Origin of the sequence: Paraburkholderia oxyphila NBRC 105797 (assembly GCF_000685075.1) — a bacterium.
Lineage (GTDB): Bacteria > Pseudomonadota > Gammaproteobacteria > Burkholderiales > Burkholderiaceae > Paraburkholderia > Paraburkholderia oxyphila.
Genome location: NZ_BAYD01000023.1, coordinates 38,306 through 56,076 on the forward strand (window position 1 = coordinate 38,306; position 17,771 = coordinate 56,076).

12 protein-coding genes and 2 pseudogenes are annotated in these 17,771 nt (G+C 59.1%); 10 read left to right on the top strand and 4 right to left on the bottom strand.

All coding sequences use genetic code 11. The features are described from left to right. The first annotated feature begins 811 nt into the window (after positions 1–811). From BO1_RS62035 to BO1_RS57600, 7 genes and pseudogenes are all read left to right on the top strand, one after another. The gene (locus tag BO1_RS62035; protein ID WP_084688013.1) at positions 812–1,786 is read left to right on the top strand and encodes a bifunctional GNAT family N-acetyltransferase/NUDIX hydrolase; all 975 of its coding nucleotides are present in this window, start codon (positions 812–814) and stop codon (positions 1,784–1,786) included. Positions 1,787–2,107: 321 nt separating this feature from the next. Continuing rightward, positions 2,108–3,619 (top strand): IS21 family transposase, encoded by a 1,512-nt coding sequence (gene istA, locus BO1_RS17185; protein ID WP_028218619.1) that lies wholly within the window; start codon positions 2,108–2,110, stop codon positions 3,617–3,619. Beyond that, positions 3,616–4,221: pseudogene (locus tag BO1_RS51400) on the top strand (ATP-binding protein); the annotation flags it as partial. The gene istA and the pseudogene BO1_RS51400, both read left to right, overlap by 4 nt. A gap of 230 nt (positions 4,222–4,451) precedes the next feature. Then, a complete protein-coding gene (locus BO1_RS17195; protein WP_028218620.1) occupies positions 4,452–5,528 on the top strand; it encodes a tyrosine-type recombinase/integrase in 1,077 nt (358 codons plus the stop codon). Next, positions 5,525–7,843 carry a tyrosine-type recombinase/integrase gene (locus BO1_RS61770; protein WP_084688014.1) on the top strand — a complete coding sequence of 773 codons (2,319 nt, stop codon included), beginning with the start codon at positions 5,525–5,527 and terminating at the stop codon, positions 7,841–7,843. Before BO1_RS17195 ends, BO1_RS61770 begins: the two co-directional genes overlap by 4 nt. Further along, positions 7,843–8,073: pseudogene (locus BO1_RS17205) on the top strand (ATP-binding protein); the annotation flags it as partial. The gene BO1_RS61770 and the pseudogene BO1_RS17205, both read left to right, overlap by 1 nt. Next, complete coding sequence (locus BO1_RS57600; RefSeq protein ID WP_084688015.1) at positions 8,070–8,381, top strand: hypothetical protein; 312 nt, start codon at positions 8,070–8,072, stop codon at positions 8,379–8,381. The pseudogene BO1_RS17205 and the gene BO1_RS57600, both read left to right, overlap by 4 nt. A gap of 1,315 nt (positions 8,382–9,696) precedes the next feature. On the opposite strand, the gene BO1_RS17215 is transcribed toward BO1_RS57600, so the two are convergent. Further along, positions 9,697–9,960 (bottom strand): hypothetical protein, encoded by a 264-nt coding sequence (locus BO1_RS17215; protein WP_028218622.1) that lies wholly within the window; start codon positions 9,958–9,960, stop codon positions 9,697–9,699. A gap of 3 nt (positions 9,961–9,963) precedes the next feature. Beyond that, the gene (locus BO1_RS51410) at positions 9,964–10,929 is read right to left on the bottom strand and encodes a LysR family transcriptional regulator (RefSeq protein WP_052409489.1); all 966 of its coding nucleotides are present in this window, start codon (positions 10,927–10,929) and stop codon (positions 9,964–9,966) included. An 814-nt stretch (positions 10,930–11,743) separates the two neighbouring features. Between BO1_RS51410 and BO1_RS17225 the strand changes: the two genes are divergently transcribed. Together BO1_RS17225 and BO1_RS17230 are read left to right on the top strand one after the other, a co-directional pair. After that, on the top strand, positions 11,744–12,700 hold the full coding sequence (locus BO1_RS17225) for a VOC family protein (protein ID WP_028218623.1): 957 nt from the start codon (positions 11,744–11,746) through the stop codon (positions 12,698–12,700). 45 nt (positions 12,701–12,745) lie between these two features. Continuing rightward, positions 12,746–13,549 carry an alpha/beta fold hydrolase gene (locus tag BO1_RS17230; RefSeq protein WP_028218624.1) on the top strand — a complete coding sequence of 268 codons (804 nt, stop codon included), beginning with the start codon at positions 12,746–12,748 and terminating at the stop codon, positions 13,547–13,549. Positions 13,550–13,881: 332 nt separating this feature from the next. Here the strand turns inward: BO1_RS17230 and BO1_RS17235 are convergent, their stop codons facing one another. Then, positions 13,882–15,012, bottom strand: coding sequence for an IS110 family RNA-guided transposase (locus tag BO1_RS17235; RefSeq protein ID WP_028218625.1), 1,131 nt, complete (start codon positions 15,010–15,012; stop codon positions 13,882–13,884). A 727-nt stretch (positions 15,013–15,739) separates the two neighbouring features. Between BO1_RS17235 and BO1_RS17240 the strand changes: the two genes are divergently transcribed. After that, positions 15,740–16,648: a SphA family protein gene (locus BO1_RS17240; RefSeq protein ID WP_028218626.1), complete on the top strand. Its 909-nt coding sequence runs from the start codon at positions 15,740–15,742 to the stop codon at positions 16,646–16,648. Positions 16,649–17,175: 527 nt separating this feature from the next. Here the strand turns inward: BO1_RS17240 and BO1_RS17250 are convergent. Then, positions 17,176–17,664, bottom strand: coding sequence for a cache domain-containing protein (locus BO1_RS17250; protein WP_028218628.1), 489 nt, complete (start codon positions 17,662–17,664; stop codon positions 17,176–17,178). Between the last annotated feature and the right edge of the window lie 107 nt (positions 17,665–17,771).

Below are 17,771 nucleotides of genomic sequence, written 5' to 3' on the forward strand. Positions count from 1 at the left end.
GAGAAATGCAAATTCAGTTCGGGCTATTGAAGAGCAGGTCCGGAATCTGAAGCGAAATCTCGAGCTTGGAATGACATTGGAAACTGATGATATACGACTGCTTCAAGTTGTAGCATTTGACATATTTAATATCATTACAGCTCAGGCAACCAGTCCAGTCCCGACAAATCCTAGAGGGCCACTGGTTGGTACCATAGGCTCCAGTCCAAAAACCACACGGTATACTTCTGCGTCAGTTAGCACAAATTGCCCCGCATGCAACGCTGCCGTAACTATTCAACTGACTTAAGATGAGAGTAACGTCAAGGCTAATGGTCTATAGGTAGAGTTCAGGCGTACTTTTTCACGCGGCGCTCTTAGCCGCATCCAGACGCGCGTGCAACTGCTCCGGCGCTCGAGCGCGCGCTTAACACCGCCGGCTGTGTTAGTGAACGCAATAGGCCGATCTTGCAATGTTCGCGGATGGATAGAAAGCGATTGGTCGACGCATTTGCATGCAACGAAGCCCAAGATTCGTCGTTTGCGCGGCGAGGATGTCTATAAAGCCCCCCGCTACAGCCTTCTTGTCCGCAAAGGTCGAGAACTCGCATGGAGGGTCACCCAACGAGTGACCGCTGCACTCCGAATCGCGCCGCACTGGGCGCGAGACGCCGAGCGGCAGCAACGGGTCGGGTTATGCCTTTTGCGCGAAACCCGCACCCAAGGCGAATCGCGCGCACGGTCGTGGGGTATGTGAATGCCGGTGTTCTCGCACCCCCGCTGTCGTAGACGCGCTTCTTTTCACGGAGACGCCTCAACGGAGATATGAGCGATGACCTCCCAAAGCATCCGCAGGGCAACGGCAGAAGACGTACCGGTCGTTACCCAGATCCGGAACGATGCGCATGCAACGAAGGTGGCTCACCGCGACTATGCCTGGGGTAAGGGAGGAGACGGATTTTCCGAGAGGTGGGTGCGAGAAAGCGTCTCTGAGAAGGTGGTGTATATCGTTGAGCTGGACGGCAATCCGGTCGGCACCTTTGTGCTCGACCTGGATGATGAAAAACACTGGGGGCCGCAAGAACCGGTCGCCGGTTATGTCCATGGGCTGTGTGTGCGAAAAGGCTTCAATGGCCGCGGACTCGGCAGTTTCATCCTTGATTGGTGCGGTGACAAGCTCAGCGCCATGAACCGGCGTTTTATCCGACTCGACTGCGCCGTCCACAACGCGAAGCTTTGCGCCTACTACGAATCGCTCGGCTTTATCCGGGTAGGGCAGTACGCTGAGCCAGACGCCTGCGGCTATGTCTGGTCACTGTACGAGAAATCGACGAATCCGATGCGCGAGCGGCCTTCCGCCAGGCTTCTAATAACCAATCCAGAGCGGCGCGTATTGTTGTTCCGCTTCGTGCATAAATCCGGTGCGCTCGCTGGGAAGGCCTATTGGGCGACGCCGGGCGGCGGTGTCGAGCATGGCGAGACTTTCGCGGACGCGGCGATACGCGAACTTCGCGAAGAAACAGGTATTCGCAAGGCGCAGGTATCGCAGCCGGTTGGTCGACGCGAAGTGCCCTTGCGGTTACCGGACGGCGAGCACGTGCTCGCCGTCGAGCAGTATTTCGTCGTCGATACCGACACGGAGTCCATCTCGCGTGACGGTTGGACCGCCGAAGAGAGGGAAGTGATGGTGGATCATCACTGGTGGAGCCGGGAGGAACTGTCCAGCACCGCTGAGACGATCTATCCCGAAGGACTGGTTGAGATGCTCGATAGCGCCGGCGTTTTCGGCGCTGAACAGCGGCTATGAAGCGAACCCGACGAGCGAAATGGGCCTTACGCCTTTTGCATGAAACGTGCCACCGGCACGATCGGCGCGCTCAACTGTGGGGCGCACTGCGGCCAGAACCTGCCGTTCACATGTATCGCCGATCGGACTGCCGCGCGTCAATCAAGGTGAGAGCAGCGCGTCAATCAGGATGAGAGTACAGGCGTGGCGGCAGCGGTGAAGGGCGTAGCCCGGAACCGCTGCCGCCACGCCGCGCCGAGGAGCCCCCCGTCATTGGAGAGCCTTGTCGGTGGTCGCGGTAGATCGGGTATGAACTGAGCCTTCCATGTCAAGGGAGGCGCAGTGCCCGGACGACACATCAACGACCATCAGATGAGGCTCTACATGAAGTACAGACTCAAGGAAGGACCAACTCAGGCGGCTGCGCGCGCCGGGTTCAGCACCGCCACGGGTTATCGCATCGAACAGGACCGGCGACTGCCATCGCAGAAGACGGCGCCCCGCGAGCGCCGGCGCGCGGATCCGCTGGCTGCGATCTTTGACGCCGAGATCGTCCCGTTGCTGCAGTCCGCGCCGGCTATCCGGCCCGTGGCCGTACTGGACGAGATGCTTCGGCGCCATCCAGACCTCTCGCGCAACGTGCGCCGAACACTGGAGCGACGTATTCGCGACTGGCGCGCACTCCATGGCAAGGAGCGTGACGTCGTGTTCCGTCAGGTACACGAGCCCGGTCGTCTCGGCTTGTCCGACTTCACCGAGATGGACAGTCTGGGTGTCACCGTGGCCGGCGTCGCGCTGGAACATCGCCTGTATCACTTTCGCCTGGCCTGCTCGGGCTTTGAACACGCTCACGTTATTCTCGGCGGCGAGAGCTATGTCGCGCTGGCCGAAGGGCTGCAGAACGCGCTCTGGGCACTCGGTGGCGCGCCGCGCGAGCATCGCAGCGACAGCCTGTCCGCGGCGTTCCGCAATCTCGAGCGTGAAGTGCACGAAGACCTGACCACGCGCTACGAAGCGCTGTGTGTTCATTACGGGATGCAGCCTACGCGCAACAACCGTGGCATCGCCCACGAGAACGGCTCCATCGAGAGCCCTCACGGCCACCTCAAGAGCGCGGTGCGTGATGCGCTGCTCCTGCGCGGCAGTAACGACTTTGCCGGGCTCGAGGCCTATCGCCGCTTCATCGACGAGATCGTCGGTCGCATCAACGCGCGTAATGGCAAGCGCATTGAGGCCGAGCGAGCGCTGCTTCAGCCACTGCCGGCGCAGCGTACGGGCGACTACGAGGAAACGCGTGTGTACGTCAGTTCCACCGGTGGCTTCGTCCTGCGCAAGGTGTTCTATACCGTCCCGTCTCGCCTGATCGGTCATCGACTGCGTGTGCGGCTGTATGACGACCGGCTGGAACTGTTCCTGGGCAGCACGGCCATGATGACGCTGCAGCGCGGCCGCCCAGGCGCCAACGGCAAGCACGGCCACGTCATCAACTACCGGCACATCATCCACGCGTTACGCCGCAAGCCCATGGCGCTGCTCAACCTGGTCTACCGCGATCAGGTCTTTCCGCGCGAGGCCTATCGATTGACCTTCGAACGCCTGTGTGAGCAACTGCCGGAGCGTGCGGCATGCAAGACCATGGTTGAACTGCTCAGCCTGGCCCACGAACGCAACTGCGAGGCGCAACTGGCAGAGGCGCTGCAGCACTGCCTGGACGATGGACAGTTACCCGATCTGGGCGCACTGGTTTCGCGTTTCGCACCGCAACCCGCAGCCGTGCCGCAGGTGCACGTCCAGCTGGCTTCGTTACGCGACTACGAGGCCCTGCTCGACACCGCAACGGAGGTGGCAGCATGAGTCACGATTTCGACGCCACCCGCCTGTCACTGCTGCTCAACGATTTGCGGCTGCCCGCCATCAAGCAGATCTGGTCCAGCTTTGCCGAACGTTCCGATACTGAAGGCTGGCCCGCCGCTCGCCTGCTGATGGCGCTGGCCGAACACGAGATCGCCGAGCGCGATCGACGCCGGGTCGAACGCCACCTCAGGGAAGCCAGACTGCTGCCGGGCAAGACGCTGGAGAACTTCGATTTCGACGCGGTCCCGATGGTGTCCCGGGCACACGTTTCGGCGCTTTGCGCTGGCGACGGCTGGCTGCGCAATGGCGCCAACCTGATTCTCATGGGGCCGCCCGGCGGGGGCAAGTCGCATTTATCGTCGGCCATCGGACTGAGCCTGCTGGAGAAGGGCTGGAAAGTCCTGTTCGCCCGCACCACCGACCTTGTGCAGCGGTTGCAGGTTGCGCGACGTGAACTGGCTCTCGAATCTGCCATCAACCGGCTGGATCGCTTCGATCTCCTTATCCTTGACGATTTCGCGTACGTCAGCAAGGACCAGGCGGAGACGTCGGTACTGTTCGAGTTGATCAGCGCACGGTATGAGCGGCGTTCGGTGCTCTTATAAGTTATTTGGAATTGAACCTGTGTTACGGTAGACCCGCTTTCTGTCGGTTGGTGTGCGAGGTAGATACGGATTTCGCAGGGTTATCCACGGGGCCGCCGCCCGCTTCTCTAAAGCAAGAGGCGAGCGGCCCGGTGGGTAACCCGTGCCGAAGGCGATGTCGGTTTCGGGCGCTTGTTTTGAAACGTCGTTTACTGACGAGCAAGCATCCGCTTCGCGAGGAGCAATTCATGGCTTCAGACAGTGCGGTCGTCGAACTGGTCTGGGAACGGTATCCACTCATCGCCTCGAACTCTTGCGCTCGCCGCTGGATAGAGAGTTGCGTGATGCTCGGCCTAGCTAGGAATACGATCAAGGCCTACATGTACGCTACAGAAGGCTTCCTTCGCTTTGCCGTGAGCCGCTCCGTTGATCTGCGCAGCGTGTCGCGCGAGACTATCGCCCAGTATGTCGGCGAACTGAGGACGCAGCCAAGGCGAGTAAATGCGAATGTGGTGCGCATCGACTCGGGCGGCTTCCTGTCAAACGCAACGCTGCAGCAGCGGCTCACCGCAGTCCGACTGCTATTCGAGTTTCTTGTCGATGAGGGGCTCGTCAGAACCAATCCGGTAAGCCGTGGCCGCTATACGGCATCCAGTCGCTTCGGAGCGCGTCGTGAGCGAGGCCTCATCCAGAAGTTTCACAAACTGCCGTGGATCCCAACAGAGGCGCAGTGGGTGGCCCTGCTGGCTGTGGTCCGCAACGAGCCGAAGCGTAATAGATGCATGCTGGCGCTTGCCTATGACGCGGCACTTCGTCGGGAGGAACTGTGCCAGCTTCGGAGCAGCGATATCGATCCCGCCTACCGGCTGCTGCGCATCAGGGCGGAGACGACCAAGGGGCATCGAGAACGCGTGGTGCCATATTCTGCGACATCCGGCGAACTGCTCCGCGATTACCTTCGACACCGACGAAGCGTGGGCGGCGATGGCACCGAACTATTTCTCTCGGAATCGCCACGCAACTACGCCGCCCCAATCAGTATGTGGACCTGGTCGAAGGTAGTTCGTTCTATCGCGATTCGGGCTGGCGTTCCGGCGTTTTCAACGCATACGTTGCGTCATCTTTGTTTAACGGATCTTGCTCGCGCGGGCTGGCAACTGCATGAGATTGCCCGATTCGCTGGTCACCAGAATCTGGAAACGACGCGGCAATACGTGCATCTGTCAGGGCATGACCTCGCGGACCGGTTTGCAACGACCATGCACCATGTTCACGCGTGGCGTCTTGAAGCGCTCGCGTGCGTCCCAGTAGCAGAGCGACCATGATGGCTTCGTCCAAAGCGGCCCTCGCCCCAACTGTCGCTGGCACACCTACATGGACGTGGCCGATCGATATCACGAACTATGACCGGAGAAGCCGGTTGACCGCGAGCGAGCAGAAGGTGCTGACACAGGACCTTCCACTCGCCGTTGCCAACGAACGCAAGATAGGAGCGATGCTCGGAAGACTGTCGCGCCTTGATCGTCTACTTGCGCCGATCGACGACGCGCTCGCGGCTGTTGATGGCACGCATCTTTACGACGATCGCGTGAGACTGATGCTGCTACAGCATTGCGCAATTCGGCACCAATCCTTCTGGGCCTGGGATGCCGCCGCATGGCACATGGTTCTTGGAACAACGCAGGCAGCCTTCTTCGCAGCCCACCTTCCCAAACCGCACGCCGGTGGCGAACGTCACGCCTTGATTGCGGTAGCGTACCTGCTGCGTTGCTTTAACGACATTCCTGACCTGGGGGAAGTGAAGCGGGTGACACTGGCGGAGAAGATCTTTGGCAGGGAACGGCTCGCAGGCACACTACAACGCGTCACGGAGGTGTCCGCTGCATGGGGCTATCGTAGCCCTTGCAAACCTCTGATGAGCCTGTTGGCGGAACTACTGCTTGTGCAGCAGCAACCGGAACTTGAAGCGCTGACCAGTGAGTTCATCGCCTCCGTTCGCGCACGCTTTCACAACTCTAACTATCGAAGCTCCCTGTACTTCCAGCTCGCACGCGTCCTGGCTTCACTGGGGATACTTGCGGAAGAACCCTCAATGCGCAATGGAATCGACAGGGAATCGATTTATGTGGCAAGGGTCTCTGGCATTGCCACTGACTGGGTCAGCCTGATCGAACGGTGGGAGGCAACCAGCACCTTGACGGCGTCCAGTCGCCGCCATCTTCGGGATATGGTCCTGAAGGCTGGCCGGTGGTTGAGAGCTTCCCACCCTGAGATCACCCGAGCGGATCAATGGACCCGGGAACTGGCGGCAGAATATATTGGTGCGGTTGAGCGCATGCATGTCGGTGATTACGTCTGGAAGACTACCTCGGTTGCCAGGAAGCTCGGCAAACCAATAACGGCACGATCGAAGAACGCTTTCCTCGGCGCGATGCGATGCTTCTTCGCTGATCTTCAGGAGTGGGAATGGATTCCTCGCCGCTTTGATCCGTTTCGAGCCTTTGCGACGCCTCGCTCCACCAAGGCATTGATAGGACCCGCGCCCCGTACCATTGCTGACGACTTGTGGGCCAAGCTTCTCTGGGCCGGGCTGAATCTGACTCTCGATGATCTCCCCGGACACGGCGGTAACGCGAGGGGGCGCCGCCATCCGACCGGGAGCATTCGTCGCGCCGGCGGATATTATCCGCTTGAGATGCTGCAGGCGTTGAGTATCGTATGGCTCTTCGCCGGACTACGTAGCGATGAGATTGTACGGCTACGAGTTGGCTGTGTACGTGAAGAACCATCAATAGGGCAACCAGGTACACAATGCCGGATGCTTGACGTTCCGGTTCACAAGACCGGAACTGCATTTACCAAACCGATTGATTCGGTCGTCGGCGAAGCAATCTCGGCGTGGGAGCGAGTACGTCCCGTACAACCGGCTGCGCTCGACGTCAAAACCGGAGAGCAGGTTGACTTCCTCTTCTCGTATCGTGCAAGGGCGATACCACGCGCGTACCTGAACCGACATCTCATTCCCTTGCTTTGCCGGAAGGCAGGTATTCCTTGCGCGGATGCTCGCGGACAGATCAGCAGCCACAGGGCACGCTCGACCATCGCGAGCCAGCTCTTTAACGCGCGGGAACCGATGTCCCTGTTCGAACTGCAAGCGTGGCTCGGTCATCGGTCGCCAGCAACGACCCAGCATTACGTCGCGTTCACGCCCACAAAGCTGGCCAGAGCTTATTCTGAAGCACAGTACTTCCAGCGCAACTTGCGAATGATGGAAGTACTCATTGACCGGCAGACGATCGACGACGGGCACACGGAGCAGCCGTGGAGATACTACGACCTTGGTCACGGGTTGTGCTCATATGAGTTCTTCGATCAATGTCCACATCGCATGGCGTGTGCGCGTTGCGACTTCTACATTCCGAAGGATTCGTCCCGGGCCGACTTGCTCTCTTCGAAGACGGGCATGATCCGGATGTTGCAGGAAATTCCTCTCACCGATGACGAACGCGCGGCAATCGAAGGTGACCAAGAAGCTGTCGATCGTCTGCTTCGGCACCTCGAGGGGGTACCGACACCCGACCGGATCACCGCCTCAAAAAAGGAAGAAACAAAGGTAGAAAAACCCCTCAATTCCATATAATGACCGCAAATCAGCCATTCGGCGAATGGACCAAGGTCTTCCCCGACCCGGCCATGACGGTGGCCGCCGTCGACCGGCTGGTCCATCACTCAACCATCTTCGAGCTCAACGTCGAAAGCTACCGACGGCGCACCGCCCTGCAGCGCAAGCAACAGGGACCGGGACGTCCGGCCAGTTTCGCGACACCAAACAACGTCGGGGCGCCGCCGCGCGCGGAGGAACAGCAATGACGAGCAACTCACAACTGAATGTCGTCACACGTGATGGCACATCCGATGCGTCGACGGCGACCTCCATCCCGCGCACTGCCGCGCAACGGCAACGCGCATACCGCCTACGGCGCAAACGAGCCGTCATTGACGCCATTGGTGAAGAGACCTGCGCGTCACGCGTTACATTGCTGAGCCTGCTTGGTGATGGGTTGGCGGCACTGGATGCCGGTGGAACTCCGACGATGCTCATTGAAATCAAACGCAACAGCGTGAAGCGCGTGCTCAAAGCGATCGTCACGCGTTACGGAATCGATCTCACCGACTGACGCACTGTTCTCATCCTGATTGACGCGCGGCGCACGCGATGCTCGCCCGCGTCAAATCAACAAGTGCGCGTCAATCAACAATCGCTTGCCAGCGTCAATCAGTATGGGCATCATCAACCTCGCCGCGACATTCTCATCTTGTTTGTCGCGCGTCTCTCATCCAGATTGTCGCGCCACATCATTGTTTCGCTCATCATCCTGCTCAGGCGGTTCCCGCGCCTGCACACAAGGGTAAGCAAGGTCTATCGAAACATCAGGCGAAATGAGTGGAAACCCGACGCCGTGTCTGGACAGCCGGCGCTGCTGCATCTGGGCGGACGCAGCCTGGCTGGGAGCGCCAATCTTGCGGTTGATCCCGTACCAACCACACCGCCTGCGCGACCCGGACGCCTTGCGCTTTGGGTTGCACTGGTGAGCGTTGTGGCGTTCGGGACCGCGGGTGCCGTCACGTATGATCTCTGGTCCGACCATGATCAGAGCGCTGGCGTCGAATCAAACGCAAGCGCACGACAGGCGTTCGGGATAAACAGACCGGCATCGCCGATGCCACAAGTGTCTTCGTCCGCTCAGGTTCCGCCAGCAACAACAGTTCCTGCTCGCGCAACCGCAATCACTCGTGCGGAACTCGCCCCACCTGCGCCTTCCACATCGGCTGGCCATCGAGCGGCAGCTTCCCGCGACGCTGCCGCACCGCGGATGGCCGCAGGGCGAGTTGGTAAAGCCGGCCACGTCGCGGCGCAGAATCGCGGGCATTGGGTGTCGCGCTTTATGGCAAGCTTGCGGCAAGCGCTCGGCATCACCCGGTCAACATCGCCAAAGCGACAGACGCTTTCGTCCGGCCATGGCGCACCACCAAGGTCGGCCTCTGCTCACGGAACTGCGGTTCGCAGTGCTGAGATCATCCGGCGTGTCCCTTCCCCTCCGTTCGATCACGGCGCTGCACAGCCCAGGGATTTCCCGGTACCGGGCGTGGCTACCGGTTGGCCCGGTTCCGCGGACGATTTCGCCACGCAGAATCGCCGCCATTCGGTGCAACAGGTTCCTGTGGATGAAGCGCGGCCAAGCGTCGTCGTCGAAGCGGCCCCGATCGTATACGCGGCGCCTCCTGGTGTCTATGAGGCGCCTCCGCTTGTGTACTCGCAAGCGCCCGTTGCATACGGCCGCGGATATGAGGGTGAGTACTGGGACAGTCGGCAACGGCACGACAACGGCCGGCACAAGGGCTGGAAACATCGCCAGCATGATGATGCCGACGACGATTAGTGCCTGCCACACGGCACACCACCTGCGCATTCGCTAGCTGCGACCTGTGGTGTCACAGAATCTTTTCGCGTTGCCATGGGGCAATGCTGAGAATCTCACTGAGCGGCGGCTTGTCACCGGCATCACCGAGGATGGCGTGATTGCGCCGGTTCGTCTTGATGTGATCGATCCAGTGTGTGCGCGACAGTTGCTGCACCAGCGTGTAAAAACGCCGGAGGCAGCAGGCGACTCCATGCCCGAGTGTAATGCTCCCGCGACCGGAGCGCACGTAAAGAAACGTATCGGTAACGCCGCCGAAGTTTTGCAGGTAGTTCACTCCTCAGGGCGTGGAAGAACGAACCGAGGGGGTACCCTTTGGGTCCTCACCCTCGTCCTTCGCCACCAGTGAGTAAATCAAATCGCGGAACCACTTATTAGCTGGATCCCTGTGTACGCGTTCATGCCAAAACTCACGTACGACGAATCCTGGAATCACTACTGGCAAATCGAGGATCTGGGCATTCAAAAGTCCAGTCAACTCCTTGCTGGCGTGTCGCGGAATGGTAAATAGTGCATCGGAATTCGGGACCGTTGTAAGCACCGCAAGAAAATTCGGGACAGTTATGGTGAGATTCGCTGCGGGGACGTTTTCAAGGAGAAAACGCTCTAACGCTTCATATCCGGCAGGAAGTGCTACTAGCGCGTGAGTCGCGGACAGGTAAGCATCTCGCGTCAGCGTGCCTTGTATCGTTGGATGCCCGACGCGAGCAAGGCAAACATAATCCGTGTAAAACAGGCGCCGCTGATAGAACGGATGCCTGTCTATAGACAAGCTGCCGATAGCAAGATCGAGCTCGCCCTCCTCAAGCAGATCGTCGACGCCATGCCGTGGGGCGTGGGTCGCCCTTATGCGAATCCCGGGAGCGTGTTCCCCAAGATATGACAGGATTTTAGGAAGGAGGAATGCAGCGCCAAAATCGGTTGCGGCGAAGCTAAAAGTTCGTACGGATGTGGCCGGGTCGAACTCCTTTGGCGTCTCCAGGGCCTCATGCATCAGCTGGATCATCGTGGCGATTTTTGGAGCAAGCTCACGCGCACGCGGCGTTGGCGACATACCGCTGGAGGTTCGCACAAAAAGAGGATCTCCGAAATAATGCCGCAGTTTTGCCAGCGACTGACTCATCAGCGGCTGGCTCACGCCAAGACAATCACCCGCCACCGTCACGCTATTCTTTCGCATGACCGCGTCGAAAACAGCTAGCAACCGCAAATCGAGCGGCGAGCCAATACCGTTGTGCGCATCCACGGGTTTCAATCCTCGCTTTGATCCTTTAATGAGGGTTAGGTAGGCACGCGTGCGCGTCAATCGGAAAAAACCTTACCGAGCCCATTTGGACGCATCGGGTTCTGCGGGTTCCAACTGGCTGCACTGGCATAAGGGGTGTCTCGGCACTGGAGTGTATTCCTCGCCAGCGCCTTGGTGGCGGTGACGCGCAGTGTCAAGGGGCGCGCTGGAGCCCGAAGCGTTACCTGCCAGAGCACCGGCACGTGCAGACGTCGGCAGTATCCTGACGCCGGTATGTTATGTTGCGCTTAGTTAATTTCCTCGGCTCGCTTGACGGATGCCAACATTGAAGTCTCCATAAGGAATTCTCGACTCTTCCACGGATCTCGAGACGTTGCTTGCATAGCATCCTGATTTTGTCGGCGAGTGTTCGGGTCGCGCTCATCCCCCCCCCGTTCAGTCCAAAGCCGATGCCAGATCCCGCATTCAGGTCATGCCGAACTTGAATGATCAGTTCGCGCGAAACGCGAAGTTCGTACAACGATCAGGATACCTTCCCGGAATAAAGTGATCGCTTACGCCAACTGGTGAACGGTGAGGTTGCAATTGGAACCGGGCAAGGACGCGAGCAAGGCTTGCAGGCGCGCGGTGCCCATTTCGCCGACGCCTGGCTTCTCAAGCACGGACCATTCACAGCTACATGCCAGATCGGCATGTAGCCCATTCATGGATGGGGATAGCAGTCCGCTCCCCACGCTTCCATACTTCCTGACATGCCCTCCGGCTCTAACGTGACGTAGTGCCGGAGAGATAATTCACCCCACAGGAGACGCAAATGGAAACCGGTCTGATTCATGGGCTCCACCACATCACGCTATGTACGTCGACGGCGCAGGGCGATGTCGACTTCTTCGTCAAGGTTATCGGTCAGCGTTTCATCAAACGCACCCTGTTCTACGACGGAAACATTCCGATTTACCACCTTTACTTCAGTGACGCCGATGGCACGCCAGGTACGGTCATGACGACCTTTCCCATGCGTCGCACCGGTCTGGTAGGGCGCAAGGGGTCGGGCCAGTTCACCGCGATCGCCTATTCGATCCCTATTGGTGCGTTGGATTTCTGGCGCGAGCATTTTGGCAAGAACGGCGTCAAGGTTGTGAAGGAATCGGAACGGTTTGGAGAAAGGTACCTGCGCGTTGTGCATGCAGGCATTGACTTCGAAGTCGTTGAGGACGCAACCGATACGCGCAAGCCATGGAGATCGGAGTACGTGCCCGAGCAATACGCTGTCCGCGGCTTCCACAACTGGACGGCGACGGTGCGCGAATTCGAGGACATGGACGTCTTCATGAAACAGGCCTGGTACTTCCGCCCGACTATGCAGGACGGCCAGTTCACGCGGTACGAAGCCGGCGCTGGCGGGGCTGGAAGGCGTATTGACATACTCCATGAGCCGGACCTGCGGCAAGGCCAGTGGACGCTTGCCGAAGGAACTATCCACCATGGTGCGTTTGAAGTGCCAGACTACGACGCTCAGGCGCGCGTCAAGTTCGACACGGAGGGCATGGGATTCACGGACTTCTCGGATCGAAAAAATCGGGGGTATTTCGAATCGATCTACGTGCGCACGCCCGGGGGTGTCATGTTTGAGGCGACGAAGTCGTTGGGATTCAAGATGGATGAAGATGAGTCCAAGCTGGGCACAGAATTGAAGATATCGCCCCAGTTCGACATTTCGCACGACGAGTTGCGCAAGCTCATGCAAGTGGAGGATCCGATCAATGTGTAACTGGCTTCGGATTAAAGCGAACGTTGGACGCCTGGGAGTCCAAGCATGAAATCGTTCAAGCTCATCGGCCAGGGCCCCAACAAGGTTCTTTTGTTTCCCGGCTTGATCGGTACGCGCGATGCGTTCGACGCAATGCTGCGATATGCGGATCTCGATGCATTCCAATACGCGGTGGCCGAATACCGTGGATACGGTTGGTCGAGAAACGAAGTGGGCCTCCTGACTTTACGTGAAGTGGTAATCGACGCCGTGCGACTCGTGGAGTTTCTCGAGTGGAAAAAGTTCACGGCTGCCGGTCACTCGCTCGGGGCATTGGTGGCGCAGATGCTCGCAGTGGCGTTGCCGCATCGGGTCAACTCGATCGTCTCGATTGCCGGCTTGTCGGCGAAAGGTACGAGTTCGGATCCGGACGGAGTTGCGTTTATGCAATCACTCGCCGACTCGCGCGAACGGCGTGAAGCATTGGTACGCAACGGGATGGCGGGACGTTACACCGACGCGGTCGCGCGAGAAATCGTGGCGGCGACCTGGGACGACATCGACGGTCGCGCGCTTGCCAGCTATGCGCTCGATGCGAGTCGCACGGACGTCCACGGGGCGGTTCAGTCGCTCGACGCACCGGTCCTCGCGTTGGTGGGCGAGCACGATCACAACAACACCGAGGCGGTTGCCCGCGAAACCACGATGCGTTGGTACCGTCACGCGACGCTGGAGATCATGCGTGGCGCGGGTCACTACCCGATGATTGAGACACCTGCGGCGACGGTCTCTGCCATCGAACGTTTCGTGGAAGCCGTAGGCATCGACGACGCAGGGCGGTCAAGCAGGCCATCCGCCGCGCAGGAGTAACTGGGAAGCGTGTGCCGTCGCAACGCACAGCTGATATGACTCCCCGTGTCAATAGGGATCGGTTTTTTCACTTTCTTTAAAGACATGTCGTTTGAGTTTCCTGAAGGCGACGTAGCAGTACATCTCGACGGTGGATCACGCTGATATCCGCGGGTTGGCTACCGCATTACAGAGGTCCGCCTGATGAGCCTGCCGCTATCTAGAGCCGCGAGTCGGATCAGATCCGTTGCGTAGCTGTGTCGCGGATTACTCGTGTGCCGGGCTACGCCGCCTTCAGGAAACTCCTCCATCTCGAGTAGTTACTCGTAAACTCAGGGGGCGGAAGTTTCGCGTCACGCCATGCGCACCTCGGGCCGTAAGGCGAGCGACATCGCGAGCCGGCTGATGTCCCAGATGAACCCGGCGAGTTCGCGGGCGACCGCGACCACCGCGATGTTCTTCTGCTTGCCGCGTGCGACGAGCTTGCGATAGCGTTGGCATAGGCGCACTTGCGCGTCCCATGAGCGGTCAACGATGGGCTTGGGGATCTCTTCGTGGCGGCGCTGGATGTCGGGACTCACGCGGGCTGGGTGCCGGTAGCTCCAGGCTGCTTCGATGAGCAGCTTTCTGGCATAGCTGTTGCCGTTCTTGGTGATGCTGCCCTGGCGGCGCTTCTCGCCTGACGAGTGTTCGGACGGTGTGACGCCTAGCCAAGCCATCAACTGGCGGGGGTGTGCGAAGCGTGACAGATCGCCCAGCTCGGCGAGCATGCCCACCGCGGTGGTGAATTGCACGCCGCGCATGGTCTGCAGGCCCAGCACCGCCGGATAAAAGCGCCAGTTGACAACGGCCTCGCGTAACGCGGCCTCCAGCCGGTCGCATTGAGCGAGGCGGTCCTCGATCGCGCGCCGATGTTCCTCAAACGCCAGTTGCTGCCATGTGCTGTCGAACGCATAGGCGCTCAGCCAGCGCCGGTGCGCCTGGCCCCAGTCGGCGCGACCGATATAGCGCACCCCATGCGAGAGCAGAAAGGCCTTGAGCCGTTGCCGCGCACGCTTCAGATCGTCCTTGGCGCTGACCCACGCGCGGGCCAGATCGCGAAATGCTTCGTCTTCGACGCTGGGCACGTAGACCGCTGACAGGTCGCCCGCACGCAGCGACCGCACCAGTTTGATCGCATCGCGTCGATCGGTCTTGACGCGCTCACCGGGCTTCCTGGGAATCAACGACGGTGCGCACACCATGCAGTCGAATCCCTTCTGTACGAGCTGACGGTAAAGCCCGTAGCCGCATGGGCCCGCCTCGTAGACGATGCGGATGCGCCGAGCCTTCGACAGCAGGCGCTTGCACAAGCGTTCGATATCCGTCTTCGTCGTGCCGATCTTGCCGAGCAGTTCGACCTCGCCTGCGCCGAGCGCATAGGCAACCGTAATGGAATCCTTATGGACATCAAGACCGACGTACAGCGTGATATCGTCTTCCATGCTGGCCTCCGCGGTGGAAATCGCCGGGTGTGGCCCTGCCCACACCGTGCGGCTCTGGCAGCGATGCTAACTCGCGTTTGATTCCTCACGGCAGGCCAGCCTCTGCCCCTCACGGGGAGTCATACTGACTAGCCTGTGCGTTGTCTCTGGCATCCGACTGCGTCATCGATATCTGGAACATCTTTGCTTCGCTGAAGGCGCTGGATTTGCGATTAACCGACCTGGACCCGGTCACGGAAGCCACGTTGGCCACGCCGTACCCGAATCCTCGCCCGCTGCAGCGCACAGATATTCAGGCACTCCTCGTAAATGCTTATTACGGCCGTCGCCCGGTCGCCCCGACACGGGGTTCTTAGCCGCAGAATCCAAAGCAGGAACGCATGGCGCACAAGACGGCAGCCAGAGGCGGACGTAAGTGACATGAAGTCCATTAACGGGCTCGAAGGCTCACGGTTCTGATGGGCATTGAAATTGATGTGACAAAGCTAGCTGTGGCCGACGAAATCGTGCGCGGGAAATCAGGCGGTTTATCAAGGGCGCCTTCATCGGGACCGTGCACCCACGGTCCTCAAAACGCTGAACGCGGGTGACCGATGGAAAGCGTCCAGGGCGATGTGATCACACGAACGTAACCACACTTGGGCCGCACATAGATTTCAGGCGGGAATCTGATGCAGGTTTGACTGGATATAAATATTAGTATTCCTGTATAACTTTGGAGACGAGTATGATCAATAGAAAGAACGCGGCTTGCGTACTTGCCGCGTTGTTCCTCGTGCTGGCACGCACAGCCAGCTCCACCGAGAACGGGCTCACGACTTATCCGCTTGGTGTAAACACCGTATTAGATGGAATTCTGCCGCCCCCGGGGGCTACTCAATTCTACAATTATACGGAGTACTACTTCGCGAACAAGTTTTCCGGACCCGGCGGCAAGAGCGCGATTCCGGACTTTCATAGCGAAGCGCTGGTAGATGCAGCGCGTGTCGTGCATACGTGGGGAGGGACCTTAGGCCCCTTTACCTGGTCGAGCGGCGTCGTCGTACCGGTTGTCCATTTGCACCTTGACGTACCCGGAGCATCTGGAACGCGCACCGCGCCAGGCGACATAATCGCGCAGCCGTTCATGATTGGATATTCGAATCCATCACACACATTTTTCGCCTTTTTGACAAACGACATCAGCCTGCCGTCGGGTGCCTATTCGGTCAACCGTCTCGCGAATACTGGAGTGAACTATTACGCGTACCAGCCCAATTTATCCATGACGTGGTTTCCGGGTCCGCAATGGGAGCTGTCCGCGACCGCGCAGGTCGAGTTTCATTCACCCAATCACGCAACGAACTATCACTCGGGCGACGTCGCGAGCCTCGACTACCTGATTGGCTATTCGGTTACGCCAAAGGTGCAGATTGGTCTTCAAGGGTATTTCCTCAAGCAGTTCACGGATGACACGGTCAATGGGCAGACAGCGCCGGGCGACGGCTTCCGTGGACAGACAATCGGCGTTGGGCCACAACTGCGCTACGACCTCGGGCCCGGAGCTGCCATTGCCTTTAAGTACCAGCACGAGTTTGCGGTACGTAATCGACCGCAGGGTGACCGTTTGTGGGTGCAATTCGCGTTTCCTGTCTAACGCGGATGCTCACACAACCGGCATTGCTTTTCACTGTTCGAGCTCCGGAGATTTCCACCATGGCACTCGATAATCGGGATCGTTGGGGCGTCAGGTACGAATGGAAAATAGTCGCGTTGTTGTCGCTTGGCTTTGGCCTCGTCGGCGTGGACCGTTTCATGATCATGGCTCGACATCGGAAAGCACGCGAAGTTTGGAATGGCCCCCTCAAAATAAGCGGCGCGATATACCGCATATCCTGTCTGTGGTCCGGGGGGGATTGCTTCACCTTAGTGATAGTAACCATAGATCTAAGCAAGCTACCATTCGCAATCAAATAAAGAATTATAAAATCGATAATTATGCATCGACTGCACGGGTGACAGTGCTAATCGCGGGCCTCCCTGGTGGTCCATGGGTGCGTCGCTGCGGCAAAGCGGTACGCACTGGGCGCCACGCCGTAAGTGGTACACGGCACGCGCTGAGCAGTAATCATGGCGCGGCACGCTCGAAGCGGCGAGGAGGGAGCGGCTGAGGCTAACCAGGAGCTACTCGGGATAGAAGCCCGAACCCACCAGGCCGGGAACGCCATCGATCTTTATGGCCCTCACGTAGGACCATTTCCGCGATGGCTGAGTCTGCCCGGGTTTCGGGAACATGTAGTCGACCCATCCCGATCCCTTGGTTTCGGCTGTCTGAATCATGGCTTCATGAAACAACTTGCCGTTGACATCTTTTTCACCGGCGACTTTGGTCCCCTCACGGGCTGGGAAGGGAGGATTCAACAAGACATTTAAGTTCATGTCGTAGACGAATAGATAAGTGTCTCCGTGGAACCACTCGGTATCCTTCTTTCTGAACTCGGAAAAAGTCGCATTGCCTTTGCTTTCGATCAGCGCCGCAGCTTTGTTCACTAGCGCTTCGACCTGTTTCGTTTTCTCGGATGGCGGGGGAGACGACTGAGCAAATATGGGTGACGCGGGGCCAAGCAAGCCAACAAATAGCAAGAGACCGATCAAGAAGGTTTTCCTGTTCATGGCATTGTCTCCAGCCGCCGAATCCGGCAGCATAGTGCCACTCCTCCCAGCAGTAGTGGCGAAGGGCTGAAGTGGGTCGTCATGCGCCAACCGAATCGCGCAATGCT

What these genes read in the sequence shown, in the direction of transcription:
- BO1_RS62035 (WP_084688013.1), top strand. Translation starts at nt 812, where the DNA reads ATGACCTCCCAAAGCATCCGCAGGGCAACGGCAGAAGACGTACCGGTC.
- BO1_RS17195 (WP_028218620.1), top strand. Translation starts at nt 4,452, where the DNA reads ATGGCTTCAGACAGTGCGGTCGTCGAACTGGTCTGGGAACGGTATCCA.
- BO1_RS61770 (WP_084688014.1), top strand. Translation starts at nt 5,525, where the DNA reads ATGATGGCTTCGTCCAAAGCGGCCCTCGCCCCAACTGTCGCTGGCACA.
- BO1_RS57600 (WP_084688015.1), top strand. Translation starts at nt 8,070, where the DNA reads ATGACGAGCAACTCACAACTGAATGTCGTCACACGTGATGGCACATCC.
- BO1_RS17225 (WP_028218623.1), top strand. Translation starts at nt 11,744, where the DNA reads ATGGAAACCGGTCTGATTCATGGGCTCCACCACATCACGCTATGTACG.
- BO1_RS17230 (WP_028218624.1), top strand. Translation starts at nt 12,746, where the DNA reads ATGAAATCGTTCAAGCTCATCGGCCAGGGCCCCAACAAGGTTCTTTTG.
- BO1_RS17235 (WP_028218625.1), bottom strand. Translation starts at nt 15,012, where the DNA reads ATGGAAGACGATATCACGCTGTACGTCGGTCTTGATGTCCATAAGGAT.
- BO1_RS17240 (WP_028218626.1), top strand. Translation starts at nt 15,740, where the DNA reads ATGATCAATAGAAAGAACGCGGCTTGCGTACTTGCCGCGTTGTTCCTC.
- BO1_RS17250 (WP_028218628.1), bottom strand. Translation starts at nt 17,664, where the DNA reads ATGAACAGGAAAACCTTCTTGATCGGTCTCTTGCTATTTGTTGGCTTG.